Raw genomic sequence first — 26,037 nt, forward strand, 5'->3', positions numbered from 1 at the left:
TTGTGCGACTGTGGTTCTCTGATTTCTTTTGTCCAATTTGGCAGTGAATTGGGATTTCATCATGGCTTGGTGAACAGCGATTTCGTACTATCGGGTGATCTTTGTTTGGTATATACCAAGAAACTTTGAAGTTGTTTTGGGAATCCTTGAAGGAGTCTCGAATGGTCTGATGCCATCTTTATGTCCTTTTGATGGACAGGTGATCCACTATTCGGATCAAGTGAACCACCATTAGTCGTCAATCAATCGGACGAGCCGTCCGGAGCGGGCCTGATCGCGGGTCGGCCGGTGCCCTGGGCGCGGTTGCGCGGCGCGGCTCGGTCGGCGGAGCGGACTTGATCCATTCGGCGGGCCGGGCCTGCGCGGAAATCGTCCGATGTGGATGAACGGCCGGGCTTCGCGGGCGCTGCGGGAGCGTCGGCAGGGGCTGCTGTGGCGGGTGGTGGCCGGTGCGGTGTGGGCCCGGTGGCGGCGGCCTAGACTCGGGCCAGGACCGTCGAGGCGGCCCTCGTTCGTCGAGGGGGTGGTGGCGGTGGTCGTTCCCGCGACCGAGTCGTGGCAGGACGGGTTCCGCGTCCAGCTGGCGGATCGGTACGGCTCCGCCGAAGGGAGCCGGTTGTTCGCCCGGTACGCGGAGGCGTTTCCCGCCGGCTACCAGGACGTGTTCTCCGCGGGCCAGGCCGCCCTGGACGTCGGCGCGCTGGAGGAGTTCCGGTCCGACGCCGGGCCCCGGCTGACGATGTTGCCGCTGCTGGGTTCCGGCGCCAGCGCCCGGTTCGCGCTGCTCTGGTCGAGCCCGCGCCCGGCGCTGCTCGCCGACGTGTTCCCGGTGCTGGAGAACATGGGCCTGCGCATCGCCGACCACCGGCCGTTCGACGTGCGCCCGGCGGGCCGCACCGCCGTCCGGGTCGAGGAGTTCGAGCTGCTGCCGAGGGATTCCGCGCTGCTGGCCGACCCCGTCGCGCGGGATCTGGTGGCGGCCGCGTTCACCGCGGTGTGGTGCGGAGACGCGGAGGACGACGGCTTCAACCAGCTCGTGCTGAAGGCCGGGATCGGCTGGCGGGACGTGGTGCTGCTGCGCGCGATCCACGCGTACCTGCGGCAAGGAGGCGTCACGTTCAGCCAGTCGTACGTGGAGCGCACGCTGCTCACGCACCGCGAGGTGACCAGGCTGCTGGTGGCGCTGTTCCGGACCCGATTCGACCCGGCGGTCGCCGACCCCGGGCGGCAGGCCGCGCTGGACTCCCGCGTCGAGGCGGCGCTCAACGCCGTCGTGCACCTCAACGAGGACAGGGTGCTGCGCGCCGTGCGGACCGTGGTGCTCGCGGCGGTGCGGACCAACTTCTTCCAGCGCGGGCGCGACGGCCGCGCCAAGCCGCACCTGACGCTCAAGCTCGACCCGGGCAAGCTGCCCTTCCTGCCTGAGCCCCGGCCCGCCGTGGAAACGTTCGTCTACTCGCCGCGCTTGGTGGGCGTGCACCTGCGCGCGGCGAAGGTGGCCCGCGGCGGCATCCGCTGGTCGGATCGCCCGGAGGACTTCCGCACGGAGGTGCTGGGCCTGCTGAAGGCGCAGATGGTCAAGAACGCGGTCATCGTGCCGCAGGGCGCCAAGGGCGTGTTCGTCGTCAAACGACCGCCGCCGAGCACCGACCTGGAGGCCGTGGCCGCGGAAGTGCGCGACTGCTACACGATGTTCGTCCGCGGGCTGCTCGACGTCACCGACAACCGCCGCGGCGGCGCGGTGCTCCGGAGGGCGGACACGGTCTGCCACGACTCCGACGACCCGTACCTGGTGGTGGCCGCAGACAAGGGCACCGCGGCGTTCTCCGACCTGGCGAACTCGATCGCCGCGGAGTACGGGTTCTGGCTGGGCGACGCGTTCGCGTCGGGCGGCTCGCGCGGCTACGACCACAAGGCGATGGCGATCACGGCGCGCGGCGCCTGGGAATCGGTGCGCCGCCACTTCGGCGAGCTGGGCATGGACCCGGAGCGCGACGAGTTCACCGCGGCCGGGATCGGCGACATGTCCGGCGACGTGTTCGGCAACGCGATGCTGTTGTCGCGCACCGTGAAACTGGTCGCCGCCTTCGACCACCGGCACATCTTCCTCGACCCCGCACCGGATCCGCTGGCGTCCTGGACCGAGCGCCGCCGGCTGTTCGACCTGCCGCGCTCCTCGTGGGCGGACTACGACCCGACGCTGATCTCGCCCGGCGGCGGGGTGTTCGCCCGCAGCGCGAAGTCGGTCCCGCTGACCTCGCAGGTCCGCCGCGTCCTCGACGTCGACGTGGCATCGCTGCCGGCCGACGAGCTCATCCAGGCGATCCTGCGGGCGCCGGTCGACCTGCTGTTCAACGGCGGCATCGGCACGTACGTGAAGGCCGCCGCGGAGTCGAACGCACAGGTCGGGGACAGGGCGAACGAAGGTGCCCGGGTCGACGCGGAGCAGGTGCGGGCGCGGGTGGTCGCCGAGGGCGGCAACCTCGGGTTCACCCAACCCGCCCGGATCGAGTTCGCCCTGCGCGGCGGCCGCATCAACACCGACTTCATCGACAACTCGGCAGGCGTCGACATCTCCGACCGCGAGGTGAACCTCAAGATCCTGCTGGACTCGGCCGGTATGCTCCCGCCGCAGCGCCGCGACCGGCTGCTCGCCGAAATCGACGCCGAGGTCGCCGAGCAGGTGTTGGCCGACAACTACCGGCAGGCGCAGTCCATCAGCGTCAGCGAAGCGCTCGGCCAGACCACCCTGGACCGGAACCTGCAGCTGATGCGATTCCTGGAGGGCGAGGGCTTCCTCGACCGGGCGCTGGAGTCGCTGCCGGACGACGACGTCATCGCCCAACGGCGGGCGCTGGGGCTGGGATTGACCCGGCCGGAGCTGGCCATGCTGCTCGCGCACAGCAAGAACCAGTTCCACCGGATGGTGCTCGATTCGGCGGTGCCGGACGATCCGCACGTGATGGCCGGGACCGCCGAGTACCTGCCCGCGGCGCTGCGCGCCGAGTTCGCCGACGAGATCCAGGCCCACCCGCTGCGCCGGGAGATCGCCACGACCGTGCTGGCCAACGAGATGATCAACAGGCTGGGATCTGGGGTGCTGCGCCGCCTGATGCAGCTCACCGGGGACCTCAGCGCGCCGTTCCGGGTCTACGTCGCGACGCGCGACCTGCTGGACCTGCCCGCGATTTGGGCGGAGATCGACGCCCTGGAGCTGCCCCGGCACGCTCATGCCCAGTTGCGGCTGCTGGCTGCGGTCCGTGAGGTCGTCGAGCAGGTGGCGCTGTGGTTGCTGCGCAACCGCCGGGAGATCGACACGGCGTTCGAGGTACGGCGGTTCCGGCCGGCGATGCTGCGGTTGGCCCGCGCCCTGCGCGGCCGACTCGCCGGACGGGAGCGGCGGCGGGTGGAGCGGGCGATCGCCGCGCTGGCCGGGGCCGGCGTCCCGGAGCGGCTGTGCGAGCGGGTCTTCGTGCTCGACCCACTGTGCTCGGGCATGGACATCGCGGAGATCTCGTGGGCATCCGGCCGCGACCTGGAGTGGACGGCCGGGCTGTACTTCGCGCTGGGCGAGCGGCTCGACCTCGACTGGCTGAAGGAACAGGCGGTGGAGCAGGCGAGCGACTCGCACTGGACCATGCTGGCCAAGGCATCGCTGCGCGACGACCTGCTCACCCAGCGCCGCAGGCTCACCGCCGCTGCGCTGCACGACGCGGACGAGTCGACGCCACCGGACCGGCTCGTCGACGCTTGGCTCGACGGCAATCCCGACCGCGTCCGGATGTACCGGGAAACCTTCGTGCTGCTGAAGGAAGCCGCGGAACCGGACGTGTCGATGCTGTCGGTCGCCCTCCAGGAACTGCGCAACCTGGCCCAAAGCGGCGGCGGCAACGCGGCCGAACTCGACGGCCTCGCGGGCTGACGGCTGCTCAGCCCTTCCGGGATTTCGCCTGCGCGGAGCCGGAAACGAGCTCCAGCTCCGCGCGGAGCATGCGGCGCACCTCCGCGGCCGGAAGCTCGCGCGGATAGGTCGCCGCCTGCAACGTCAGGCCGTCCACGAAGATGTGCAGGTGCCTGGCCCGCTGCTCCAGCCGGGCGCGGGGGAGCTCGTCGCCGATGGCGGCCGGGGGCGGCACGGCGCAGCAGTCCGCGACCGCGATCCGGCAGGCGTGCCGTTCGCCTTCCCACGCCGCCTTCCGCAGCCCGTCGAGCGAGCGGTCGACGCGCGCCCGCATCAGGCAGGCCGACCACACGTCCACCTCCACGCGGCGCTCGTCGTCGAGCGGGAGGAGCTCCTCCAGCAGCAGCTGTGCCCGCCGCATGCCGGGTTGCTCGTTGCACAGGTGCTCGGTGAGGCGTGCGCCGGCGTTGGTGGCCACCGCTTCCGCCGCGAAGCGGAGCAGTCCGCGCTGGCTGTCGAAGTAGTGTCGCAGCCCGCCGATGGAGACGCCGGCCTCGTCGGCGACCTTCCGCACCGTGGCGCCTTCGATGCCGTCGCGGCTGATCACGGCCCACACGGCGCGGGCGAGTTCGGCGCGCCGCTGGTCGTGGTCGACGAGCTTCGGCATGTCGTTTTTATAGCACAGCTGTGCGGTTTCCGTTACGGTACAACTGTGCTAAATAAATTGCGGGCGAGCGCGCCCGGCGGGACGGTCGTGCTCGTCGCGGGACTGGCCGTGTTCGCCGGATCGGTCCTCTTGCTGTTGCTGACCGGAAACACCGGTATCAGGTACTCCGCCGACCACCACGACGCCATTCCGCTCTGGCACCGGTGGATCCCGGCGCTCGTCGGCATCGCGCTCGTCCGGCTGGTGCCGTGGGATGTCCGGCGGGAGCCGGCCGGAGTGCCTGCGGAAGCGGGAAAAGCGCTCCGCGTCGAAGCATGGGTCCTGGCGGCGGCCGCCGTGCTCTTCGCCGTGCTGCTGTGGTCGGCCGGTGGCGGCGAGCCAGCTCACGTGCTGCTGAAACTGGTGTTGCTGCTCGCCGTTCCGGTGGTGACCTTCCGGGTGCTGCGCCGCAGGGGCGCGGAACTCCGGCAGCCGTGGCGCGGTTGGGGCCCGCTGATCCCGGTGGTGGCCTGGTTCGTGCTCAGCTACACGGGTCCGCTGGCGATGCCGCCGAGCGACTTCGCGCTCACCGTCGACCTCGTCACGCTGATCGTCACGGTCGTCGTGGTGTTCCTGGTCAACAGCTTCCTCGAAGAGGTCTTCTACCGGCGCTGGCTGCAGACCAGGTGGGAGGTCATGCTCGGCCGGTGGCCCGCCATCGTGCTCGCGTCGCTGCTCTGGGCGGTGTGGCACATCGCCATCCAGGGCACCGGCGAACTGCCCGTCGACGTCGCGTCCGTCGTCGCCAACCAAGGCGTCCTGGGACTGTTCCTCGGGTATCTGTGGAGCAAGTACCGCCTGATGTGGCCGATCCTCGTCGTCCACGGCGCGACCAACGCGGCCCCGATCCTGTTCGGCCTGCTCTGACAACGTGCTCCTAGCATGGGTGGGTGGATGTTTCACGGCTTCCCGCAGCGGCCCGAAGGCGGCGCAGTGCCGAGATGCGCGAGTTCCTGCGCTCGCGGCGCGCCCGGCTGACGCCCGAGGCCGTGGGGATGCCCGCCGGGCGCGGGCGGCGTACGCCGGGATTGCGCCGCGAGGAGGTCGCCGTGCTCGCCGGGGTCGGTGCGTCCTGGTACACCTGGCTGGAGCAGGGCCGGGAGATAAACGTGTCGGCCGAGGTGCTGGACGCCATCGCGCGCGTGCTGCGGCTCGACACCGCCGAGCGCGAGCACCTCTACCTGCTGGCGGGGCTCAACCCGCCGCAGGCGCCACCAGTGGACCGGCAGGTCGTACCCGAGCTGCGGCGGGTGATCGACAGCTGGCTGCCGCGCCCCGCCTACGTCATCGACCGGCACTGGAACCTCGTCGCCGTCAACCGCGCGGCCGAAGAGGTGTTTGGTTACAGCCAGATCGATCACAACTGCCTGGTCAGCTTCTTCACCAACGCCCGCTACCGGGCCGCGATCTGCCACTGGGAGGACGGGGCGCGGCAGATCGTCGGCCAGTTCCGGGCCGACGCCGCGCGCTACCCGGACGACCCGGAGTTCGGCCGGCTGGCCGAGGACATGTGCGCGGTGAGCGCCGCGTTCGCCGACATCTGGGCGGAGCACGGGATCGGCAGCGCGACCCAAGGGATCAAGGTGGTCGACCACCCGGTGGTCGGGGAGCTGGTCTTCGAGTACAACTCGCTGCCGCTGGCCGATCAGCCGGGACACCGGCTGCTGCTGTACGTGCCGAAGCCGGGCACCGGCACCGAGTCGCGGCTGGCGGAGCTGCCGGCCGAACCGGCGGCGCGCTGAGACTGGTGGTGCCAGACCCAGGCTCGGCCGACACTCCCGGAGGCGCTCGCGCCACCTGAGGATCGTTGGCATGCAGCGATTCACGAACAAGACGGTCCTGATCACCGGCGGTGCCAGCGGTATGGGGCTCGCCACCGCGCGCCGGGTCCTCGACGAAGGTGCGTACGTCGTCATCAGCGGTCGCGACCAGACGCGCCTGGACGCCGCGGCCGCAGGGCTCGACGCGGAGCGGCTCCTCGCCGTCCGCGCCGATGTGACCTCGCAGGACGACCTGGACCGCCTTATGCGGCGGATCGAGACCTGGCGCGGCGGGCTGGACGCGGTGTTCGCCAACGCCGGCGTCGGAATCTTCAAGCCGAGCACCGAGCTCACCGAGGCCGACTTCGACCGCAGCGTCGACGTCAACTTCAAGGGCGTCTTCTTCACCATCCGCAAGGCGCTTCCGCTGATGCGTGACGGCGGCGCGATCGTCATCAACGCCTCCTGGACGTTGCAGCGCGGCCTGCCCATCGCCTCGATCTACTCCGCGACCAAGGCCGCCGTGCACAACCTCGCGCGCACGCTCGGCGCCGACCTCGCGCCGCGCGGCATCCGGGTCAACTCGGTCAGCCCGGGCTACATCGACACGGAGATGTACCGGGCCGCGAACCAGGATCCCGAAGCCGAGGCGCGCAACGCCGCCGAGGTACCGCTGGGTTCCCTCGGCCACCCGGACGACGTGGCGGCGGTGGTGGCGTTCCTTGCCTCCGACGACGCCGCCTACATCACCGGCCAGGACCTCCTGGTCGACGGCGGCCTCGTTGGCTCGTTCCCCGTCGCGCCGATGCCGTGACGCGCACCTGATCAGCCCAAGTCTTCGCGAATCTGAAGGAACTGCAAGGAAATGAGTGCCCTCGTGGGTGTCCGGACGAGGTCCGGGATCGCGCTGGTCGCGATCCTGCTGACCCTGTTGATCCTGCCGACCTCGGTGACCGGGTCGGGCGTGGCGCTGCCGCACATCGGCGCCGAGACGCGCGCGTCGCTGGACGCGTTGCAGTGGGCGGTGCACGCCTACAACCTGACCTTCGCCAGCTTCATGCTCGCCTGCGGCTCGCTGGCCGACCTGCTCGGACGCCGCCGCGTCTTCGCCGCGGGCGCGGTGGTGTTCGCCGTCGCGTCGCTGGTGAGTGCGGTGGCGACCGACATCTACCTGCTCGATCTCGCCCGCGGGATCGCCGGTGTCGGCGCCGCCGCGCTGCTGACCAGCGGCAGTTCGATCCTGGCCACGACGTTCGAGGGAGCGGCCCGCACCAGGGTGTTCGCCGCCGTCGGCATCACCACCGGCGCCGGGCTCGCCCTGGGCGCCATGGCGGCGGGGTTGTTGGCCGACAACTTCGGCTGGCGGTCGTTCTTCGGTTCGCACGCGCTGCTGATGCTGTTGGTCCTGCTCGCCGTTCCGTTCCTGCGGGAGTCACGCGGCTCGGCTGTGTCCAAAGTGGATTGGCCGGGCACGACGACGTTCGTCGCCGGCCTGTTCCTGCTGATGCTCGGCGTCGTCGAAGGCCCGCAGTGGGGCTGGGGAAGTCCCGGCGTGCTGGGTCTGCTCGCCGGATCGGTGCTGCTGATGGTGCTGTTCGTGCTCGTCGAGCGGCGGCAGCGGCATCCGATGTTCGACCTGGCGCTGCTGCGCAGTGCGAGGTTCGTGGCGCTGTGCCTGATCCCAGTGGTGGTCACGTTCGCCTTTGTGATCCTGCTGCCGCTGCTGCCGAACTACCTGCTGGTCGCCAACCGGGCGAGCAGCCAGGCGGTGGGCGCGACGATGCTGCTGATGACCCTGCCCATCCTGGTGGCCCCGATCCTGGCGGGCCGGCTGATCAAGACCGGGGTCACCGCCAGGACCGTGTTCGTGCTGAGCCTCGCGTGCCTGACGATCGGCGTCGGTTGGCTGGCCGCCGCCCTCCAGCCCGGTGTCGGCGTCGCGGCGCTGGCCGGGCCGCTGATCCTGCTCGGCGTCGGTCTCGGGTTGAACTTCGGTCTGGTCGACGGGGCGGTGCTGACCGTGGTGCCGCCCGAATCCACCGGCGCCGCAGCGGGTTTCCTCAACACGCTGCGGCTGGGCAGCGAGGCCGTGGTCATCGCGGCGGCCGGTTCGGCTCTGGTCGACCTGTTGCGGAACCGGCTCGGCGACGGATGGTCGCCCTCCTACCCGGGCACGCCGGAAGCCTTGGCCAACAGCGTGAACTCCGGTGACCTCGGCGGGCCGATGTCGATGCTCCCGGCCGGAATCCGGCCCCAGTTCTTCGATTTCGTCACGCAGAGCTTCACCGGGGCCTGGCAGGTCGTGCTGTGGTCCAGCGCGGCCATCTGCGCGGCGCTGTCCGTGGCGATCTACGCCATGCTCGCCGAGCCCGAGCGGGAACCCGCGACCACCACCGAGTTCGAGGCGTGCCGGGTCGGTCAGGCGTAAGCGCGAGCCGGGGTGAGCCGGATCAGCTTGATGCCGTAGATGACGATCCACGCGACCCACATCAGCCAGCCGACTAGACCGAGCAGGCCGAACGCACCGCCGTGAGCCATGGCCAGCGGGGTGAGAGTGGCGGAGCCGAACAGCAGCGCGGCGGACACCAGGCCCAACGCGCCATGCCACGGCAGGACGAGGCCGGCGCGCAGCCCGGCGATGGACAGGCCGAGCAGCCCCAGCGCAAGGAAGGTGCCGTTGAGGGTGAACAACGCGTCGTGCAACGCCCACAGCCCAGAGCTGGCGGAGCTGTCCTGTGCCGTCGTCGCTCCTAGTGCGAGGCGTATCGCTATGACCCCGGCGAACGTGGCGTTCTGCAGGATCAGGCCGGCGAGTCCGACCAGCGACCAGGCTTCGCCCCGGTCGTGCTCGGACCGGCGCAGCGCGGCGACCGCACCCGCGCCGAACAACGTGGCCAGCACCCAAGCTGCGGGCGTGAGCGCGGACGAGATCCCGACGATGCCGGCCTGCGTGCCGAAGAACGCGTTGACCTCGCCGATGTCGGCGCCGGTCAGCGGCAGGCCGGCGGGCGCGGCGATCACGTTGGCGAGGACGATCGTGGTGGCGAAGCCGATGCCGGCGATGCCGCCGACTCGTGCGAAAGAATTAGTTTTACGCGGCATATAATGAATATAGTGACCGACAAGTTCGAGGGCAATCATGGATGCAGAACCAGGCCGCCGCCGGTACGACTCGTTGCGCCGCGCCGCGCAAGCGCACGAGACGCGGGCCGAGATCGCCCGCGCCGCCCGCCGGTTGTTCGTCGCCCGCGGCTGGGCAGCGACCACCGTGCGGGACGTGGCGCGCGAGGCGGGAGTCTCCGCGCCGACGGTCTACTCGGCGTACGGGAACAAGGCCGGGCTGACCCGCGCCCTGGCGGATGCGGCAGACATGTCGGCCGATGTGGGGCAGATGCTCGCCGAGCTCGAAGCCGCAGGGTCGGACCCCGCGCGGCAGCTCGCGGCGATGGCGGCGTACGACAGGCGGCTGTTCGAACGCGCGGGTGACGTCATCGCGCTGCTGCGCGAGGCGGGACGCACCGAGCCCGAGCTGGCGGTGGCCTACGGAGAGGGTCGTCGACGCGGCGATGAGACCCGCATCCAGACGTTCTCCGCCTGGCCGGCCGGCACCCTTCGGCGGGACTTGGACGTGCAATCCGCCGTCGACATTTACGGGGCGCTGTGCAACATCGACGTCTACGTCACGCTCACCGCGGAACGCGGTTGGTCGCCCGATCAAGTCGAGCGGTGGTGGGGCGGAGCGCTGGCCCGAGAGCTCCTGGGTTAGCGGGTCATGTGGTGCAGGTGAATCTCACGGCGTGCCAACCGGTTGCGCCGTCCGGGACGACCGAGCGGTGCTCCGGCGTCTGCGGCTTGCCGGTCCGGTCGGTCGCCCGGCATTCCACGACGTGATCGCCGGGCGGGAGGTTCAGGTTGGCACGCCACATCCGCCAGGTGTCGCGGCTGACGTCGGTGGCGAGCTCGGCGGGCTGCCACTCGCCGCCGTCGGCGCGGACCTCCACCCGGTCGATGCCGGTGTGCTGTGCCCACGCGATCCCGGCCATCGTCACCGTCCCGGCGGGCACCGTCGAACCCGCCCGGGGGCGGTCGATGCGGGACTCAGTCTTGATCGGCGCCTGCCGGGCCCAGCCCCGCCGCTCCCAGTAGTGCTGCCGGTCGAAGGTGGTGACCTCGGCGTCCACCAGCCACTTGGTCGCCGACACGTAGCCGTACAGCCCGGGAACGACCATGCGGACCGGGAAACCGTGCTCGGTGGGCAGCGGCTCGCCGTTCATGCCGACGGCCAGCAGCGCGCCCCGGTCCGGTTCGCGCAGCACGTCCAGCGGCGTGCCCGCGGTGTAGCCGTCGACGCTGGTGGTGAACAGCTGCTGGGCGCCGGGCCGCACCCCTGCCTCCAGCAGCAGGTCGCGCACCGGCACGCCGACGAACGTCGCCGTGGAGATCAGCGGGCCGCCGACCTCGTTGGACACGCAGGTGAGCGTGATCGGGCGGGCCTCCACCCGGCGCTGCAGCAGCTCGTCGTAGGTCAGCACCAGCTCGCGCCGCACCATGCCGTGCAGCCGCAGCCGCCAGTCCTCGGCGCGGAGCTGCGGAACCGCCAGCGCCGTGTCGATCCGGTAGAAGTCCCGGTTCGACGTCAGGAACGTCGGAGTGCCGGAGGCGACGAAGTCCGCGCCGGGCGGGATGGGCGGCGCCGGGACCTTCGGGATGCGCGCGGCGGCCGCGAGCTGCGAGGAGATCACGCCGGCGCCGCGCTGCAGGATGCCGCCGACGATCCCGGCCGCACCCGCGCCTAGGACCACCAGCGACGAAGTGATCAGGAACCTCCGCCGGCCCGCGTCCACCTCGGCCGGGGTGTCGGCGGCGGGCCGCGCGGCCTGGTGCAGCCACCAGAACACGACGACGCCGACCACTGGTGACGTCAGCGCCGCGAGCAGGCCACCCTCCGGCCGGGACATCGCCGCGACCACGCCGACCAGCCCGAACAGGCCGATCACGACCGCTCCTGGCCACCAGCGCCGCTGGGACAGCAGCCCGGCCACGACCGCCAGCGCCGCGATCACGAGGGCCATTCCGGTCTGCAGCGCCAGCTTGTCGGCGGTGCCGAACAACGCGATGGCCAGTTCCTTCACCGGCTCCGGCGTCAGGTCGATCAGCGCGCCGCCCACCGCGACGAACGGCGACGGCATGGCGGCGAGGCCTGCGACGAGGTGCCCCGCGCCGAGCGCGGCGCCAGTGGCGAGCAGGCCGATCACGGCGGCGCGAAGCCGTGGGATCGGTTCCGAGGTCATGCCCCCATTCGACGTCGCGCGGGCCGCGTCTGCCAGCGGCCTTTCGGCCTCGTAAGACAATGGCAAGATCTGACGGAATCATGACGTCGCGGCGTTCGGCCCGCCGGTCGGCGTCGGTCGGCCTTACCGTCGGGGCGTGCGAATTCTGGTAACCGGCGGGGCCGGGTTCATCGGAGCGGCCGTCGCGGACGCGTTGGCCGACCGCGGGCACGAAGTCGTGCTGCTCGACGCGTTCCTGCCGCAAGCGCACGGCACCGAACCCCGCTCGCGCCACCGGTTGATGCGGGGCGACGTGCGGGATTTCGGCGTGGTGCGCGGACTGCTCGACGGGGTGGACGTCGTGTGCCACCAGGCCGCGATGGTCGGCCACGGCGTCGATCCGTCGGACATGCCCGACTACGCCTCGCACAACGACTTCGGCACCGCGGTGCTGCTATCCGCGATGCACGCGACCGGGGTGCGCCGCCTGGTGCTGGCGTCGTCGATGGTCGTCTACGGCGAAGGCCGTTACCGCTGCCCGCAGCACGCGCTGGTCCGGCCCGCCCCGCGGCGAGCCGACGACATCGCTGATGGGCAGTTCGAACCCCGATGCCCCGCCTGCGCGACTCCGCTCGAACCCGAGCTGGTGCCCGAGGACGCCGCGCTGGACCCGCGCAGCACATACGCGGCGACGAAGCTCGCGCAGGAACATCTGGCCGCGGCGTGGGCCCGCCAAACCGGTGGCGGCGTGTGGGCCTTGCGCTACCACAACGTCTACGGGCCGTGGATGCCCAGCGGAACCCCGTATGCGGGCGTCGCGTCGCTGTTCCGCTCCGCACTGCACAACGGCGAAGCGCCGGTCGTGCTGGAGGACGGCCGGCAACGGCGGGATTTCGTGCACGTCACCGACGTCGCCGCCGCCAACGTCGCGGCGGTGGAAACCGAACCGCCGCAAGGAGAACTGGACGCGCTCAACATCTGCTCCGGCCTGCCGCACACGATCGGCGACCTCGCCGACGAGCTCGCGCGGGCCTGCGGCGGGCCGGCGCCGCGCATCGTGGGCGGTGCGCGGCCCAACGACGTGCGGCACATCGTGGCCGATCCGGCGAAGGCGGCGCGGGTGCTGGGATTCCGGGCGTCGGTCGATTTCGCCGACGGCGTGCGGGCTTTCGCGCACGCCCCGCTACGCGAGCCCGCCGCGATCGGCAGGGGCGAGCGGTAGCCGGACCTCGAAGCGGCAGCCGGGCCCGTGGTTGCGGGCCGTGATCGTCCCGTGGTGCGCCTGCACGAGCCCCCGCGCGATCGCCAGGCCCAGCCCGGCGCCCGCCTCGTCCCGGCGCGCCTGGCTGCCCCGGAACGCCACGTCGAAGACCCGCGCCAGCTCGTCGGGCGCGATCCCGCCGCAGGCGTCGTCCACCCGGAACAAGGCCTGCGCGCCGTCGCGGCCCGCGGTCAGCACCACCGAGCCACCAGGCGGGGTGTGGCGGATCGCGTTCGACAGCAGGTTCCGCACCACCCGGGCGAGTTCCGGATCGCTGCCGGACACCACCGGCCAGACGCCGGTGTCGGCCCGCAGCCGGATTCCCCGGCGCTGCGCCAGCGGGTTCTCCACCGCGACCGCCTCGCTGACGACGTCCTGCAGCGGGACGGCGGAGAAGTCGAGCCGCACCGCGCCGGCGGTGATGCGGGACAGCTCGAAGAGGTCCTCGACCATGCCGGACAGCCGTTCGGTCTCGCCGCGGATGTGGGTGGCGTAGTCGCACACCTCCGCCGGCTCGTCGACCACGCCGTCCGCCAGCGCCTCGGCCATCGCGCGGATTCCCGCCAGCGGGGTGCGCAGGTCGTGGCTGATCCACGCGACCAGCTCGCGCCGCGACTCCTCGGCGGCCCGTTCCCGCGCCCGAGCCTCCCGCTCCCACACGCTGCGCTGGGCGATGCTGCGGCCCAGCAGCACCGCGACCGGCACGGTGACGACGGCGACCGCCGTGCAGATCACGACGACGGTCGTCAGCTGCGGGCCGAACATGAACCCGGTGACGCCGAGAACCCCGGCCAACGTGGCCAGCAGCGGAGTCAGCACCAGCACGGTCAACGTCGTGGCCAGGGAGCGGTGCTGCAGCGCGTAGAGCAGGCCGGCGCCCACCAGCGCCACCGGCAGCGACAGGCCGATCGCGTACGGCGCGACGTGGGTGAGCTCGGTGATCACGTCCATCGCGAATCCATCCCGATCCGTCCTAAGCGGTTGTGGCCGCCGGAGAGGAGTCGCGCAGCGCCGACCATGCGACCGGGGCCCTGGCGCTTTCGCGCGAAAGCGGCGATCGGTAGGCGTGGGGAACGGCGTTCTCGCGCGAAAACGCCGCCGGCCTTGGCTCGACCATCGCCGCTCACGGACCCTCCGGGTCGTACCGGTAGCCGACGCCCCAGACCGTGCTGATCCGGCTGGGCCGCGCCGGGTCCGGTTCGATCTTCTCCCGCAGTCGTCTCATGTGGACGGTCACGGTCGAGTGGTCGCCGAAGTTCCCGCCCCACACCGCTTCCAGCAGTTCCGGCCGGGTGAAGGCCCGGCCCGGATTGCGCAGCAGGAACGCCAGCAGGTCGAATTCGCGGCCGGTCAACGCCAGTTCGGCCCCGTTCAGCGTGCCGCGCCGCGCCTCCAGATCCAGCCACAGGGCGCCGTCGGCCAGGGGGTCGCGGGCATCGGCGGGCGCGGCACGGGAGCGGCGCAGCACCGAGCCGACGCGCAGCACCAGTTCGCGCGGGCTGAACGGCTTGACGACGTAGTCGTCGGCGCCGAGCTCCAGCCCGAGCACGCGGTCGGACTCCTCGCCCAGCGCGGTCAGCATCACCACCGGGACCTGGCCGCGTTCCCGCACCCGGCGGCACACCTCCAGCCCGCCGATGCCGGGCAGCATCAGGTCCAGCACCACCAGATCCGGTTCCCGTTCGGCGAACAGCCGAAGCGCGGTATCGCCGTCCTCGGCGAGGCCGACCTCGTAACCGGAGCGCTCCAGGTATCTGCGCAGCACGTCGCGGACGGCGTGGTCGTCGTCGACGACGAGCACCCGTCGCGTCTCGGCCTCGTGCTTCATCGGCTCACCAGTTCGTCGCGATCAAGTGGTTCACCGCCAACGCGGTCACCGCCTGCCCGGCCAGCCACCAGCGGTGATGCCGGGCCGGCAGGAGCGCGGCCCCGACAGCGAACCACACCGCGAACGGCAGCCAGATCCGCTCCACCTCGGCCTTGCTCAAACCGGAGACGTCGGCGGCCAGGACGGCCGTCGCGGCCGCCAGCACCAGCCACGCCGCCGCGCCCCGGTCCACGACCGCCCGCCGGATCGCCACCGCGGCCAGCGGGCCGGCCGAGATCAGCAGCGCGGCGATGTTGCCGGCCACCCAGTAACTGTACGGTCGCTGGGCGAAATCTCCCTGCTGGTAGCGCTGGATGACCAGGTGGTAGCCGTCCAGCCACCAGAATCCGTGCAGGGCGAACGCCGCGACGACGCAGGCAACGCCGACCGCCGCTAGCAGGAACGCCCGAACCCCACGGGTGCGCAGCAGCACCACGCACACGAGTGGGAACATCAGCACCAGGCCGTAGCTCAGGAACAGCCCGAACCCGAGCAGAACACCGGCGGAAACCGCAGCGAGCCCGGCGATCGGCCCGCCCCGCACCGATGCGATGGCGAGCAGTGCCACGCCGGTTGCCGCGATCCCGGCGAACATCCCGTCGGCGGAGACTCCGGCCCACACCGCGCCCGGGAACAGGACCACGAACGGCACGACCGCCCGGGCCGCCGCGACTCCGGCCAGGGCCCGCACGGTGACCGGCACCGCCACCGCCGCGAGCGCACCGAGGAGCACCGTCACGACCGCGGCCCACGCGCCGCCGCCGAGGCCGATCCGCTCCAGCCAGACGTAGAACAGCAGAACACCCGGCGGGTGCCCGGAAACGTGGACCGTCCAGGAGCCGGGTTGCCCGGCGAGGATGTGCTCGGTGAACGCGCCGAGCATGCCGCCGATGTCGGTCACGCGCGGGACGTCGTGCAGGTACTCCGTCCAGTCGGTGAGCCGGCCGGCGAAGCCGTTCTGCCAGCCGTCGACCATCGCCAGCGAGAAGGTCCACAGCAGCGCGGTGAGATATGCGGCCGCGAGCAGCCTGCCCCAGGGAAGGCGTGCGGCGAGCGCGGGGCCCCAGGCGATGACGGCGCCCGCGGTAGCCAGGGCGAGCGGCGTGCCTGGGCCGGTGCGGGGCAACCAGAAGCCGAACAGCGGCGCGGCGTCGGCGTAGAGCGGAACGCGCGCTCCGTTCAGCAGGATGCCCGCCACCGCGGCGGCCGCTATCACGGCCGCGGCGACGGCGAACGCGAACAGATCGGCACGCGCCTCGGCGCGTCTGGGCAGCAGTCGCACCACTGCGAAGGTAAGTCCGCCGGAACCGTTCGCCAACTCCCCGGCGCGATCCGTCAGAACCTCGTAAGAACTTCCCGGCCGTAATGATTCCTTAAGACTGGCGCGAGTTTCCGATCCGTCCGCGGTGAGTTTCAATCGCTGGTATGGACGATGTGGACGTGGTGCTGCCGTGCTTGGACGAGGCGGCCGCGCTGCCCGGGGTGCTCGCCGCGATGCCGCCCGGCTTCCGTCCGCTGGTGGTGGACAACGGTTCCGAGGACGGCTCGGCCGAGGTGGCGGCGGCGCACGGCGCGACCGTGATCCGCGAGCCGCAGCGTGGCTACGGAGCCGCGGTGCACGCCGGGCTGGCGGCGGCGAGCGCGGAATTCGTCTGCTTCCTGGACTGCGACGGCTCGCTGGATCCGGGCGTGCTGCCGGCGCTGGTCGCCTTGGTGCGTGCGGGGGAGGCGGAACTGGCGGTCGGGCGGCGGGTGCCGGTGTCGGCCGAGGCCTGGCCGTGGCACGCGAGGGCGGGCAACGCGGTGGTGGCGCGCCTGCTGCGGCGCCGGGGCCTACCGGTCCACGACATTGCGGCGATCCGCGCCGCCAGGCGAACCGACCTGCTGTGGCTGGGAGTCGCCGACCGCGGCTTCGGATATCCGCTCGAACTGCTGTGCAAGGCGGCGGAGGCGAACTGGCGGGTGCGCGAGCTGGACGTGGCGTACCGGACCCGCGCGTCCGGGACGCGGTCGAAGGTCACCGGCTCGGTGCTCGGCACGGTCCGCGCGGTCCGGGACATGGCGGGTGTGCTGTGGTGAGCCCGACGGCACTCCTCGTGGTGGCCAAGGCCCCGGTGCCGGGCCTGGTCAAGACGCGGCTGTGCCCGCCGGCGACGCACGCCGAAGCGGCCCGCATCGCCGCGGCGAGCCTGCTGGACACGTTGGACGCCGTGCGGCGCACACCCGGCGTGCGACCGGTGATCGCGATGACCGGGGACCTGGGCGCGGCCGCCGGTTCGGCGGAGCTGCGCGAGGCACTGCGCGGCTGGACGGTCCTCGGTCAACGCGGCGGTGGCTTTCCGGCGAGGTTGGCAGCTGCGCACGCCGACACCGCCGCCGAGCATCCCGGCCTGCCGATCGTGCAGATCGGGATGGACACTCCGCAGGTGTCGCCCGAACTCCTCGCGGAGGCGTGCGAGGCGCTCGGCATCGCGGACGCGGCGCTAGGTCCGGCCGAGGACGGCGGCTGGTGGGTGGCGGGTTTTCGATCGGCCGCGGATGCTCGGCTGCTGAGCGGGATTCCCACGTCTCGTGCCGACACGGGAGCACGAACCTTGGCGACGCTGCGCGCCGCGGGCCTGCGCGTGGCCACGTTGTCGCGATTGACCGACGTCGACGTCATGGATGACGCATTGCGCGTCGCGGAATTGCTGCCGGGTTCGCGATTCGCCGCGAGCCTGCCGGCCGCTTGCGCGCTTCCCGCGGCGACGGTGCCGCGAAGCGTGCCCGGCCACCAGGGCGCCGCTGACGAGCGATGAGGCGCGGTGGCCACCTGTCGATCGGTGGCAGCGCCGATGATGTGTCCGGGCCAACGTTGACGTCGTCCGGCCGGGTGCCGATGATTCTCCGGGTACGGATCAGCTATTTGTCCCTTGTGGACCGAAGAATTAGACGGGTATGCAGTTGAATGTCGGAATCGCGCCATGTTGGCCGAATGGTTCCGTTGATGCGAATTCTCCTTGTCTGTCGGAGCATTTTGCTCCGAACGGGCAGTTTTTCCGATCGCTGCGCCGAATTCTCCGGATGATCCGATTCGCTATCGAAGTCATACAGTATACTGCATGCAAATTGCTCGGAGCCGGAATCGTGCCGGTTCCGACGCGCGTTGGCGCACGGAGGTGAAGTGCCGATGAATTACCCGGTGTGGGTGTGGATCGTGACCCTGGCGGCGCTGGCCGTTCTCATCGTGGGCGACCTGGTGTTCGTCGGCCGTCGTCCGCACGCGGTCGGGGTCCGGGAGGCGAGCCTGTGGGTCGCCTGCTACGTCGCCCTCGCGGCCGTCTTCGGCGCGCTCCTGTTCGTCTTCGCCGGGCCCACCAGCGGCGCGGAGTTCTTCGCCGGTTACGTGACCGAGTACAGCCTCTCGATCGACAACCTCTTCGTGTTCGTCATCATCATGTCGCGGTTCGCCGTGCCGAAGGAGCACCAACACCGCGTGCTGTTCATCGGCATCGTGCTCTCGCTGGTGCTGCGAGGCGTGTGCATCGCCGCCGGCGTCGCGGCGCTCAGCGCCTTCAACTGGGTCTTCTACATCTTCGGCGCGTTCCTCATCTACACCGCGATCAAGGTCGCCAGGGACGGCGCCGGCGATGAGCCCGAGGAGCCGGACAACGCGGTCATCCGCACGCTGCAACGAGTGCTGCCCACGTCCGATTCCTACGACGGCGGCAAGCTGACCACCCGCGTCGACGGGCGGCGGGTGTTCACTCCGATGGTCGTGGTCGTCACCGCGCTGGGGCTGGCCAACGTCATCTTCGCGCTCGACTCTATGCCCGCGATCTTCGGGCTCACCAAGGACGGCTTCGTCATCTTCACCGCGAACGCCTTCGCGCTGATGGGATTGCGGCAGCTCTACTTCGTCATCGGCGGGCTGCTGGACCGCCTGGTGTACCTCAGCTACGGCCTTGCGGTGGTCCTCGGCTTCATCGGGCTGAAGCTGATCGTCGAGGCGCTGCACGGCTCGCACATCGACGAGATCCGCTTCGCGGTCCCGGACATCGGCATCGCCGGGTCGCTGGGCTTCATCGTGCTCACCCTGGCGGTGACGACCGTGGCGAGCCTGCTGCGCTCCCGCTCCGCGGCGAAGGCCCCGGCGGAGCCGGCCGAGGCGCGCGAGCCGGCGCACAGCGGCGAACGCAACGCCTGAGCAGGCGGAATAGGCGGAATAGGCGGTCGAGCGGCGGCGTTCATCTCGTTATGAACAAGCGGACGGACGCGCCGTCCCCACCCGGGCCGCGGACGGCGCGGGAACTGCTGGCCGAGGAGCGCGCCAGCGCGATGGCGCGCGTCGAGTCGCTGGGGCGCCACCTGGCGTCCATCGGCGATGTCTCGACGTGGACCGGCACCGACGACGAGCACGACCCGGAGGGCGCGACGCTCGCGTACGAGCGCGCCCAGGTGCAGGGCTTGCTCGCAGACGCCCGCCACGAGCTCGACGAGCTGGAGCGGGCCGCGGCACGTCTGGACAAGGGCACCTACGGAGTGTGCGCGCGATGCGGGAACCCGATCGCGCCGGAGCGCCTGGAGGCACTGCCGGCCGCGACGACCTGCATCGCCTGCGCCAGCCGCCGCTGAGCGCTCAGGCCACGCCGACCGGGCGGGAGAACGTCCGGCGGTAGTCGCGCGGCGTGACGCCGACGATGCGGCGGAAGTGGTGGCGCAGCAGCGCGGCCGTGCCGAACCCGCACTCGCGCGCGATCTGGTCGATGCCGAGTTGCGTGTCTTCGAGCAGATGCCGGGCGTGCAGCACGCGTTGGGTGGCCAGCCATTGGTTCGGGGTCGTCCCGGTTTCGGCGACGAATCGCCGTGCGAACGTGCGCTGCGACATCTGCGCCCGCATCGCGAGGCTGGCGATGGTGTGCTCGATGTCCAGCGTCTCCTGCAGCCAGCTCAGCAGCGGCTGCAGGCTGTCGCCGGAGCACTCGGGCACCGGCAGGTCGATGAACTGGCGCTGCCCGCCGTCGCGCTGCGGCGGGACGACCATCCGGCGGGCGATCTTCATCGCCGGGCCGGAACCGAGCTCGCGGCGCACCAGGTGCAGGCACGCGTCGATCCCGGCGGCGGTGCCCGCGCTGGTCACCACGTTCCCGTCGTCGACGTAGAGCACGTCCGGATCGAGCCGGGCGGCCGGGAACCTGCGGCGGAACTCGGCGGCGTAGTACCAGTGCGTCGTGCACGGCCGGCCGTCGAGGAGCCCGGCCGCACCGAGCATGAACGCGCCGGAGCACACCGAGAGCACGGTCGCACCACGAGCCGCGGCGTTCCGCAGCCCGGCAAGCACGTCCGCCGGGTAGACGTCCCGGATCCGGCCCGCCGGGACGGCGACGACGTCGGCCCCGTCCAGCCCGTCGAGTCCGTGCTCGGGAACGACGTTCATGCCCACTGACGTGCTCAGCGGCTCTCCTGGGCGCTGCCCGCACACCCGGAACTCGATCGGCGGGACTCCCTCGGCGGTGCGGTCGAGGCCGAAAACCTCGCACAGCACGCCGAGTTCGAACGGCGCGGCGCCGTCCAGGACGACCGCCGCCACGGAACGCAGCATGCCTGAACGATAGCTGGCAGGATTTTGCGGCACAACGGCATCGCTGCCACTGTTGGCAGGAATTAGCTCATCGGAAACTGAGTGCCATCGAACGAACTCCCCCTGAGGATGAGCGAGATGCGCACGCAACTTCGGAACAAGCAGCCGCGGAACCGGTTCGCCGGCATCAGGCAGTACTTCGCGACCCAGAACCGGCTGTGGGCCCACCACCTCGACGCGCTACAGCCGTGGGATCAGGAGGCGGAGCTCCGGTGGGTTCGAACCCCGATCACCCGTCGCTGGGAACTGCGCGGCGGAGTCCTCCCGGGTCCAGAGTGCTCGTGAGTGTTTTGGATTGCTATGACGCTCCAAAACGCTCACGAGCCGGACAGGGCACCGTCGAGTCCGCAGTGGACAGTGGTGTCGGCGGCGCTGGCGCGGTGTACCGACCGGATGGTATGTTAGCGTGCTCGGATGCGGAACCTGACTCGGAGCGACGGCTTATGACGCAGGATGTTTCGGGTAAGCGCGAACGGATCGACGTCGGACCGCTGACCTTCGACGTCGCCCTCGCCGGCGACGCGCAGGGGCGCCCGGTGCTGTTGCTGCACGGCTTCCCGGAGACCGCGCGGAGCTGGGACTTCGTCTCGGCGCGGCTGGTCGAGGCCGGGTTGCGCACGATCGCGCCGAACCAGCGCGGCTACTCGCCAGGTGCCCGGCCCGACGGCGCCGACCAGTACGGGATCGCCCACCTGGTCGCCGACGCGGTGGGCATCATCGACGCGCTGGGTCTGTCCGAAGTGGACGTCGTCGGCCACGACTGGGGTTCGGTGGTGGCGTGGCACCTCGCCGGCTGGCACCCGGATCGGGTCCGGACGCTGACCGCGGTGTCAGTGCCGCACCCGGCCGCCTTCGGCTGGGCGCTGCGCAACGACGCCGACCAGCAGCGCCGCTCCGAGTACATCAAGCTTTTCCGGCAGGAGGGCAAGGCGGAACATGTGCTGCTGGCCGACGGGGCGAAGCGGCTGCGCGGCGTGTTCAGCGACGGGGTTCCCGCGGAGCTGGTCGACGAGCACGTTCGGGTGCTCAGCGAGCCGGGCGCGCTGACGGCGGCCTTGAACTGGTACCGGGCGATGGGCCGCGACATGAACGAACTCGCGTCCGTGACCGTCCCGACGACGTACGTGTGGAGCACCGAAGACGGCGCCCTGGGGCGGGCGGGAGCGGAGAAGTGCGGCGACCACGTGGCCGCGCCCTGTCGCTTCGTGCAGCTGGAAGGCGTCAGCCACTGGATTCCGGAAGAGGCCCCGGACGCGCTCGCCGAGGCCGTTCTCCAGCCGCCGCAGTGATCACTCGTAGGCGTTGAACGGGACGTCGGCCGGCTTGGCCTTCTCGAGGTTCTGCTCGAAGGCGCCGTCCTTGATCGCCAGGCTGGCCGAGCCGAAGTCGGCCCCGGTCAGCTTGTCCCGAATGCCGGGCGGGAAGTTGTTCCAGCTGACCAGGTCCGGGTACTGCCAGGTCCCGTAGTGGTTCTCCGGCTGCTCGGCGCGGCCCGCCAGGCGGAAGCAGTGCGTGCTGGCGCCGTCCTTGTGGTAGACGATCTTGGGATGGTTCCCCTCCCAGGAGACCTCGGAACTGGGCTGCGTGGAGTAGTTGCCGTGCGCCGACGTCGAAACGTACTTCGCCTCGTCCTCGTGCACCCACACCACGACGTGCTCGATGTCGTGCCGGTGGCCGAAGACGTCGTCCACGCCGCCGAGGGCCTGGTCCTTCTCGAAGTACAGGTCGTAGAGGTATGCGCACCAGCCGTTCTCGTTGCACTTGGCGCGGGAGTACGAGTTGGTGTTGTCGAGATCGGATTGGTCGTGGCAGTTCCCGTCGAGCGCACCGGAGGGCTTGAGGCCCTCGGCGATCGCGCCGTCGGGGCCGATCGCCGGGGTGGGATAGCAGCCGTCGCCGTCGTAGTCGAAGGCCGGCTGCCACTTGCCGTCGGCCTCGTCGAAGCTCACCGGCAGAGCCGCGGGCGGTTCTGCGTAGGCGGTGGCCGGCGGCAGCGCGACGACCAGCAGCGCGGCTCCGGCGAGGGCGGTCAGCGACCGCCTGCCCGGTCGTAGCGGGCTTCGGCGCCTGACCGATGCGCCGTTCGGGCGTGCGGTTTGCTTCGTTCGCGGTCTTTCCTCAGCGGCATTCTTCAGCACGGCGAAACCTCCGGATCGACGCGGTCGGCGCGTGATCGTAGTGCGGATTCCGCCGTGTGGGCAGGTTTTTCGCGGTCCGGTGTCTCGTCGGAAGTGAATTTTGCCCGCGCGACTCCGGAAGTTCGCTCAGGTGAGCGGGCGAAGGAACAGGTTCGCGGTCGGTTTCGGGTCGAACCAGGTCGACTTCGGCGGCATCGGCCGGCCCTCGTCCGAGATCGCCAGCACCTGGTCGATCGTCGGCGGGTGCGGGATCAGGCGGAACGCGTTCTGGCCGCTGCACCGGCAGGTTTCCACCGCGTGGCTACCGGGCGCGGCCTCGGCCTCGGTGAGGTCGTGCAGCTTCGGCAGGAGCTCCTGCTCGATGGCGAAGGCGTCGAGAGCTCCCGAGGCGCGCAGCCGCAGGCGGTACCACCGGTCGCCGACACCGACCGCCACCACGCCGGGTTTCGTTTCCGCCGCAGGGGATTCCTCGATCCGTTCGGTCAGCGGATGCTCGGCGAGGCGGTCCAGCACGTCCCGCGCGGTGTTGCCCGATGCCAGGGTGAAGCAGCGGTGGTAGCCGAGGATGCGCATCTCGTCGCTGGGGAACAGCGCCGCGAGGGTGAAGGCGCTGGGGTGCTCGGAGCCGAGGTGGCCGCGCCGCGCGGCGTAGCGCTCGGCGGCCAGCATCCGGTGGTGGCCGTCGGCGATGTAGAGGTTGCCGATGCGGCCGATCTCGTCGCACAGCGCCCGCGCCCAGGCCTCGTCGTGCCGGATCCACACCGTGTGCGTGACACCCTTGTCGTTCAACCGCGCCGTTGGGGCCTCTGCGGTGATCTCGGCGATCCTCAGGTGTCCTCTGTGGACGAGCATCACCGGCATCCGCTCGGTCCCGGTGGTCTCGGCCTGTTCTTCGAGCTCGCGCACCCTGGCCGGTTGGGTGGCTTCGTGGCGGCGGATCCGGCCGCCGCGGTAGTCGTCGATCGACACCTCGACCACGACTCCGGTCTGCCGGTGCCGACCGGATTCCAGCCGGTACACCACCACCGCCGGTCCGGCCGGCGAGCAGCCGCTCCCGCGCAGCAGCACGCGCGGTGGCCGGGCGGTGATCCCGGTGCCGTCCTGCGCGGTGGCGTTCACGAGCGTTCGCCGGAATGCGTTGCGGGTTGCGGGTTCACGCAGTGCAGCACCGTGCCGGACTCGAACGCGTCCACCATCCGCACCACCTCGGCGGCGACCGCCTGCTGGGCCTGCGCGGTGGACGCCCCGATGTGGTGCGTGCCGTAGACGTTCGGATGCCCGGCCAGCCGGGACTCGATGCGCCCGGTGCTCGTCGCCGGCTCGTCCGCGTAGACGTCGAGGCCGACGCGGATGTCCTTGTCCGCCATGGCTTCGATGAGCGCCTCCTCGTCGACGAGCTCCCCGCGCGCGGTGTTGAGGATGATCGTGCCAGGCTGCACCTGCGCCAGCAGGTCGGCGTTGATCAGGTGCCGCGTGGCTTCGGTCGCGGGCGCGTGCAGCGACAGGACGTCGCAGGTGCGCGCGAGGGTGCTCAGGTCGTCGACGAAGTGCACGCCGATCGCGTTCGCGCGTTCCAGCGTTTCCGGCGCCCGTCCGGGCTTGGCCACGGCGTGCACCGCCATGCCGAAGGCCGCCGCGCGCTCGGCGAACGCCAGGCCGATCTGGCCGAGGCCGATGACGCCGACCCGGCGGCCGAGGATTCCGCGTGCGCGCGAGTAGCGCTTCTTGTCCCAGCACCCGGCCCGCAGGTCGGCGACGTTGTCGCAGATGTTGCGATCCAGCGCCAGCAGCAGCGCGAAGGCGAGCTCGGCCACCGCGGCGGCGTTGCGACCGGGCACGTTGCAGACGTGGATTCCGCGCCGGGACGCGGCCTCGCGGTCGATCGTGTTGGTGCCGGATCCGGCCCGGATGACCAGCCGCAGGCCGTCGGCGCGTTCGAACGCGGACGCCGGAACCCGGGTGCTGCGGACCACCAGCGCGTCGAACCCGGCGAGCCGGTCGGCGAGCTGATCGGTGGTGGTGTCCGGCCGGTAGGCGCAGTCGTGACCGTGTTCGGCCAGCTCGGCCAGGTGCGCGGCCGGGAACGCGTCGGCGAGCAGGACCCTCATCGGCAACTCCCCACCTGGAGAAGGTGTTCCTCAATGCGCATCGTGCTGCGCATGGCGCAATGGTGACCGCCGGGGAGAAGCGGCGTCAACACCCGGTCCGTGGTGCGTGGCGCGTACGCGGGCTACGTCGTGCGCGGTAGTCCGGGTGTCGCTCGGTGACCGACGACATCGCCGCCCGCCGAACCGAGACTTGAACGGACGGACGGATGCGGCTTCGGAGGTGGCAGTGATGTTGACCGAGTTCTTGGTGCAGTGGGGACCGAATCCCGCCTGGCACGGACCGCACGGCGGCCCGGGATGGCTGATCGGGTTGTTCTTCCTGGTGTTGGTCGCCGCGCTGATCGCCACGGTGATCTGGCTGGCGGTTCGCGGCCGGCCGCGGCAGCGCTCCGCCGTCGAGCGGGCGAAAGAAATCCTGGCCGAGCGCTTCGCCAGGGGAGAGATCAGCACCGACGAGTACCGCGAGCGGCTGACCGAGCTGGGCTGATCTCCGGTGGCCGCCGGAACTCGGGCTCCGGCGGCCACTTCTACGCGCGAAAGGCGGAACCATGACGACGAAAGCGGGCGTGCGGAGATCGGCGCGGCGCGGCTGGCTGCTGCTGACCATCGCGGTCATCGGCGGCACCGCGCTGGTCGTGCCGTATGCGCTCCTCGACGTGGACGCGAGCAGGATCCAGGTGCGCAGCGAAGCGCACTGGATCCTGTTGCTCGTGCACATCTTCACCGCGGCGGTCGCGCTCGTGCTCGGGCCGTTGCAGTTCATCTCGGCGCTGCGGGCCCGCCGCCGGCTGCACCGGACGATCGGCCGCGCCTACCTGCTGGCCGGCGTGCTGCCTGCGGGCCTGACCGGCATCCCGGTGGCGCTGATGGCCGAGCACACTCTCACCAGGGTCGGCCTGTTCATCCCTGCGGTCGGCTGGCTGGTGACGGGTGCGCTGGCGGTCCGAGCGGCGCGGCGGCGCGACTTCGCCGCCCACCGGGCGTGGATGATGCGCAACTACGCGCTGACCTTCCTGGCCGTGACGTCGCGCCTCGTCGTGCCGCTGCTGCTGCTCGCCCAGTTCCCGTTCATCGGCGCGATGTACGGCGGCTCGGTCCCCGCAGCGGTGGACATGACGATTCCGATCGGCCAGTGGCTGGGCTGGATCATCAACCTGACCATCGTGGAGATCCTCCTCCGCAGGGAGAAAACCCGCGCGATCCCCAGTTCAAAGGGCAGCCCCGAGGAAGCACACGCGTGAGCGCCTGGGCCGCGATGCTGGTTCCGCAGCTGCGAGGTTCGCGTTGCGGCTGGCCACGGGGCCGTGAGTCTTTTTGGGGGGGTATGGGGGCCCAAAAAAAAACGGCCGGGGTGGCTGGGGGATCTTTGGGGGGCAAACGGGGGAATATAAGGGGTTGGTGGTGGT

The 26,037-nt window shown here is 70.9% G+C and carries 25 protein-coding genes; 15 read left to right on the forward strand and 10 right to left on the reverse strand.

Annotation, left to right across the window (positions count from 1 at the left end; all coding sequences use genetic code 11):
- The first annotated feature begins 382 nt into the window (after window positions 1-382).
- Entirely contained in the window at window positions 383-3,922 is a 3,540-nt protein-coding gene (locus AB0I53_RS32205; protein WP_358611416.1) for an NAD-glutamate dehydrogenase domain-containing protein, read from the forward strand.
- Window positions 3,923-3,929: 7 nt separating this feature from the next.
- Here the strand turns inward: AB0I53_RS32205 and AB0I53_RS32210 are convergent, their stop codons facing one another.
- Window positions 3,930-4,568, reverse strand: coding sequence for a TetR/AcrR family transcriptional regulator (locus AB0I53_RS32210; RefSeq protein WP_358611419.1), 639 nt, complete (start codon window positions 4,566-4,568; stop codon window positions 3,930-3,932).
- A gap of 45 nt (window positions 4,569-4,613) precedes the next feature.
- Here AB0I53_RS32210 and AB0I53_RS32215 point away from each other — a divergent pair, with 45 nt between their 5' ends.
- The 4 genes from AB0I53_RS32215 to AB0I53_RS32230 all read left to right on the forward strand — a co-directional run bounded on the left by AB0I53_RS32215 (window position 4,614) and on the right by AB0I53_RS32230 (window position 8,795).
- On the forward strand, window positions 4,614-5,474 hold the full coding sequence (locus tag AB0I53_RS32215) for a CPBP family intramembrane glutamic endopeptidase (protein WP_358611422.1): 861 nt from the start codon (window positions 4,614-4,616) through the stop codon (window positions 5,472-5,474).
- A gap of 23 nt (window positions 5,475-5,497) precedes the next feature.
- Window positions 5,498-6,349 (forward strand): helix-turn-helix transcriptional regulator, encoded by an 852-nt coding sequence (locus AB0I53_RS32220; RefSeq protein WP_358611425.1) that lies wholly within the window; start codon window positions 5,498-5,500, stop codon window positions 6,347-6,349.
- A gap of 70 nt (window positions 6,350-6,419) precedes the next feature.
- Entirely contained in the window at window positions 6,420-7,181 is a 762-nt protein-coding gene (locus AB0I53_RS32225; RefSeq protein WP_358611428.1) for a glucose 1-dehydrogenase, read from the forward strand.
- A 51-nt stretch (window positions 7,182-7,232) separates the two neighbouring features.
- On the forward strand, window positions 7,233-8,795 hold the full coding sequence (locus tag AB0I53_RS32230; protein ID WP_358611431.1) for an MFS transporter: 1,563 nt from the start codon (window positions 7,233-7,235) through the stop codon (window positions 8,793-8,795).
- On the opposite strand, the gene AB0I53_RS32235 is transcribed toward AB0I53_RS32230, so the two are convergent.
- A complete protein-coding gene (locus AB0I53_RS32235; protein WP_358611434.1) occupies window positions 8,786-9,469 on the reverse strand; it encodes a hypothetical protein in 684 nt (227 codons plus the stop codon). The genes AB0I53_RS32230 and AB0I53_RS32235 overlap by 10 nt on opposite strands.
- Window positions 9,470-9,506: 37 nt before the next feature.
- On the opposite strand from AB0I53_RS32235, the gene AB0I53_RS32240 reads away from it, so the two are divergent.
- The gene (locus AB0I53_RS32240) at window positions 9,507-10,133 is read left to right on the forward strand and encodes a helix-turn-helix domain-containing protein (RefSeq protein ID WP_358611437.1); all 627 of its coding nucleotides are present in this window, start codon (window positions 9,507-9,509) and stop codon (window positions 10,131-10,133) included.
- Between the two features lie 4 nt (window positions 10,134-10,137).
- On the opposite strand, the gene AB0I53_RS32245 is transcribed toward AB0I53_RS32240, so the two are convergent.
- The gene (locus AB0I53_RS32245; RefSeq protein ID WP_358611440.1) at window positions 10,138-11,658 is read right to left on the reverse strand and encodes a molybdopterin-dependent oxidoreductase; all 1,521 of its coding nucleotides are present in this window, start codon (window positions 11,656-11,658) and stop codon (window positions 10,138-10,140) included.
- A 136-nt stretch (window positions 11,659-11,794) separates the two neighbouring features.
- On the opposite strand from AB0I53_RS32245, the gene AB0I53_RS32250 reads away from it, so the two are divergent.
- Window positions 11,795-12,859 carry an NAD-dependent epimerase/dehydratase family protein gene (locus AB0I53_RS32250; RefSeq protein WP_358611443.1) on the forward strand — a complete coding sequence of 355 codons (1,065 nt, stop codon included), beginning with the start codon at window positions 11,795-11,797 and terminating at the stop codon, window positions 12,857-12,859.
- Here AB0I53_RS32250 and AB0I53_RS32255 read toward each other — a convergent pair.
- The 3 genes from AB0I53_RS32255 to AB0I53_RS32265 all read right to left on the reverse strand — a co-directional run bounded on the left by AB0I53_RS32255 (window position 12,821) and on the right by AB0I53_RS32265 (window position 16,047).
- A complete protein-coding gene (locus tag AB0I53_RS32255) occupies window positions 12,821-13,849 on the reverse strand; it encodes a HAMP domain-containing sensor histidine kinase (protein WP_358611445.1) in 1,029 nt (342 codons plus the stop codon). The genes AB0I53_RS32250 and AB0I53_RS32255 overlap by 39 nt on opposite strands.
- A 172-nt stretch (window positions 13,850-14,021) precedes the next feature.
- The gene (locus AB0I53_RS32260; RefSeq protein ID WP_358611448.1) at window positions 14,022-14,726 is read right to left on the reverse strand and encodes a response regulator transcription factor; all 705 of its coding nucleotides are present in this window, start codon (window positions 14,724-14,726) and stop codon (window positions 14,022-14,024) included.
- 4 nt (window positions 14,727-14,730) lie between these two features.
- Window positions 14,731-16,047, reverse strand: coding sequence for a hypothetical protein (locus AB0I53_RS32265; RefSeq protein WP_358611451.1), 1,317 nt, complete (start codon window positions 16,045-16,047; stop codon window positions 14,731-14,733).
- A gap of 143 nt (window positions 16,048-16,190) precedes the next feature.
- Between AB0I53_RS32265 and AB0I53_RS32270 the strand changes: the two genes are divergently transcribed.
- The 4 genes from AB0I53_RS32270 to AB0I53_RS32285 all read left to right on the forward strand — a co-directional run bounded on the left by AB0I53_RS32270 (window position 16,191) and on the right by AB0I53_RS32285 (window position 19,379).
- Window positions 16,191-16,844 carry a glycosyltransferase family 2 protein gene (locus AB0I53_RS32270; RefSeq protein WP_358611454.1) on the forward strand — a complete coding sequence of 218 codons (654 nt, stop codon included), beginning with the start codon at window positions 16,191-16,193 and terminating at the stop codon, window positions 16,842-16,844.
- A complete protein-coding gene (locus tag AB0I53_RS32275) occupies window positions 16,841-17,563 on the forward strand; it encodes a DUF2064 domain-containing protein (protein WP_358611457.1) in 723 nt (240 codons plus the stop codon). The genes AB0I53_RS32270 and AB0I53_RS32275 overlap by 4 nt, the downstream gene beginning before the upstream one ends.
- 371 nt (window positions 17,564-17,934) lie before the next feature.
- Window positions 17,935-18,951, forward strand: a complete 1,017-nt coding sequence (locus tag AB0I53_RS32280) for a TerC family protein (RefSeq protein ID WP_358611460.1) — start codon at window positions 17,935-17,937, stop codon at window positions 18,949-18,951.
- 50 nt (window positions 18,952-19,001) lie between these two features.
- Window positions 19,002-19,379 carry a TraR/DksA C4-type zinc finger protein gene (locus tag AB0I53_RS32285; protein WP_358611462.1) on the forward strand — a complete coding sequence of 126 codons (378 nt, stop codon included), beginning with the start codon at window positions 19,002-19,004 and terminating at the stop codon, window positions 19,377-19,379.
- Between the two features lie 4 nt (window positions 19,380-19,383).
- Here AB0I53_RS32285 and AB0I53_RS32290 read toward each other — a convergent pair whose 3' ends face one another.
- Complete coding sequence (locus AB0I53_RS32290) at window positions 19,384-20,346, reverse strand: helix-turn-helix domain-containing protein (RefSeq protein ID WP_358611465.1); 963 nt, start codon at window positions 20,344-20,346, stop codon at window positions 19,384-19,386.
- 117 nt (window positions 20,347-20,463) lie between these two features.
- On the opposite strand from AB0I53_RS32290, the gene AB0I53_RS32295 reads away from it, so the two are divergent.
- Both AB0I53_RS32295 and AB0I53_RS32300 read left to right on the forward strand, forming a co-directional pair.
- The gene (locus AB0I53_RS32295) at window positions 20,464-20,670 is read left to right on the forward strand and encodes a hypothetical protein (protein WP_358611468.1); all 207 of its coding nucleotides are present in this window, start codon (window positions 20,464-20,466) and stop codon (window positions 20,668-20,670) included.
- Between the two features lie 158 nt (window positions 20,671-20,828).
- Window positions 20,829-21,674, forward strand: coding sequence for an alpha/beta hydrolase (locus AB0I53_RS32300; protein ID WP_358611471.1), 846 nt, complete (start codon window positions 20,829-20,831; stop codon window positions 21,672-21,674).
- Here the strand turns inward: AB0I53_RS32300 and AB0I53_RS32305 are convergent, their stop codons facing one another.
- From AB0I53_RS32305 to AB0I53_RS32315, 3 genes are all read right to left on the reverse strand, one after another.
- Entirely contained in the window at window positions 21,675-22,418 is a 744-nt protein-coding gene (locus AB0I53_RS32305) for an NPP1 family protein (protein WP_358611507.1), read from the reverse strand.
- Window positions 22,419-22,649: 231 nt separating this feature from the next.
- The gene (locus AB0I53_RS32310; RefSeq protein ID WP_358611474.1) at window positions 22,650-23,642 is read right to left on the reverse strand and encodes a DUF1015 family protein; all 993 of its coding nucleotides are present in this window, start codon (window positions 23,640-23,642) and stop codon (window positions 22,650-22,652) included.
- Window positions 23,639-24,631 (reverse strand): NAD(P)-dependent oxidoreductase, encoded by a 993-nt coding sequence (locus AB0I53_RS32315; RefSeq protein WP_358611477.1) that lies wholly within the window; start codon window positions 24,629-24,631, stop codon window positions 23,639-23,641. Before AB0I53_RS32315 ends, AB0I53_RS32310 begins: the two co-directional genes overlap by 4 nt.
- Window positions 24,632-24,860: 229 nt before the next feature.
- On the opposite strand from AB0I53_RS32315, the gene AB0I53_RS32320 reads away from it, so the two are divergent.
- Together AB0I53_RS32320 and AB0I53_RS32325 are read left to right on the forward strand one after the other, a co-directional pair.
- Entirely contained in the window at window positions 24,861-25,118 is a 258-nt protein-coding gene (locus AB0I53_RS32320; protein WP_358611480.1) for an SHOCT domain-containing protein, read from the forward strand.
- Window positions 25,119-25,179: 61 nt separating this feature from the next.
- The gene (locus AB0I53_RS32325; RefSeq protein WP_358611483.1) at window positions 25,180-25,872 is read left to right on the forward strand and encodes a DUF2306 domain-containing protein; all 693 of its coding nucleotides are present in this window, start codon (window positions 25,180-25,182) and stop codon (window positions 25,870-25,872) included.
- Window positions 25,873-26,037 lie beyond the last annotated feature (165 nt).

Origin of the sequence: Saccharopolyspora sp. NPDC050389 (assembly GCF_040655595.1) — a bacterium.
Taxonomy (GTDB): domain Bacteria; phylum Actinomycetota; class Actinomycetes; order Mycobacteriales; family Pseudonocardiaceae; genus Saccharopolyspora.

Coding starts and splice junctions, on each gene's coding strand:
- AB0I53_RS32225 (WP_358611428.1), top strand. CDS start 6,420: ATGCAGCGATTCACGAACAAGACGGTCCTGATCACCGGCGGTGCCAGC.
- AB0I53_RS32240 (WP_358611437.1), top strand. CDS start 9,507: ATGGATGCAGAACCAGGCCGCCGCCGGTACGACTCGTTGCGCCGCGCC.
- AB0I53_RS32235 (WP_358611434.1), bottom strand. CDS start 9,469: ATGCCGCGTAAAACTAATTCTTTCGCACGAGTCGGCGGCATCGCCGGC.
- AB0I53_RS32290 (WP_358611465.1), bottom strand. CDS start 20,346: ATGCTGCGTTCCGTGGCGGCGGTCGTCCTGGACGGCGCCGCGCCGTTC.
- AB0I53_RS32320 (WP_358611480.1), top strand. CDS start 24,861: ATGTTGACCGAGTTCTTGGTGCAGTGGGGACCGAATCCCGCCTGGCAC.
- AB0I53_RS32245 (WP_358611440.1), bottom strand. CDS start 11,658: ATGACCTCGGAACCGATCCCACGGCTTCGCGCCGCCGTGATCGGCCTG.
- AB0I53_RS32280 (WP_358611460.1), top strand. CDS start 17,935: ATGAATTACCCGGTGTGGGTGTGGATCGTGACCCTGGCGGCGCTGGCC.
- AB0I53_RS32270 (WP_358611454.1), top strand. CDS start 16,191: ATGGACGATGTGGACGTGGTGCTGCCGTGCTTGGACGAGGCGGCCGCG.
- AB0I53_RS32285 (WP_358611462.1), top strand. CDS start 19,002: ATGAACAAGCGGACGGACGCGCCGTCCCCACCCGGGCCGCGGACGGCG.
- AB0I53_RS32205 (WP_358611416.1), top strand. CDS start 383: ATGAACGGCCGGGCTTCGCGGGCGCTGCGGGAGCGTCGGCAGGGGCTG.
- AB0I53_RS32230 (WP_358611431.1), top strand. CDS start 7,233: ATGAGTGCCCTCGTGGGTGTCCGGACGAGGTCCGGGATCGCGCTGGTC.
- AB0I53_RS32325 (WP_358611483.1), top strand. CDS start 25,180: ATGACGACGAAAGCGGGCGTGCGGAGATCGGCGCGGCGCGGCTGGCTG.
- AB0I53_RS32300 (WP_358611471.1), top strand. CDS start 20,829: ATGACGCAGGATGTTTCGGGTAAGCGCGAACGGATCGACGTCGGACCG.
- AB0I53_RS32260 (WP_358611448.1), bottom strand. CDS start 14,726: ATGAAGCACGAGGCCGAGACGCGACGGGTGCTCGTCGTCGACGACGAC.
- AB0I53_RS32210 (WP_358611419.1), bottom strand. CDS start 4,568: ATGCCGAAGCTCGTCGACCACGACCAGCGGCGCGCCGAACTCGCCCGC.
- AB0I53_RS32315 (WP_358611477.1), bottom strand. CDS start 24,631: ATGAGGGTCCTGCTCGCCGACGCGTTCCCGGCCGCGCACCTGGCCGAG.
- AB0I53_RS32295 (WP_358611468.1), top strand. CDS start 20,464: ATGCGCACGCAACTTCGGAACAAGCAGCCGCGGAACCGGTTCGCCGGC.
- AB0I53_RS32255 (WP_358611445.1), bottom strand. CDS start 13,849: ATGGACGTGATCACCGAGCTCACCCACGTCGCGCCGTACGCGATCGGC.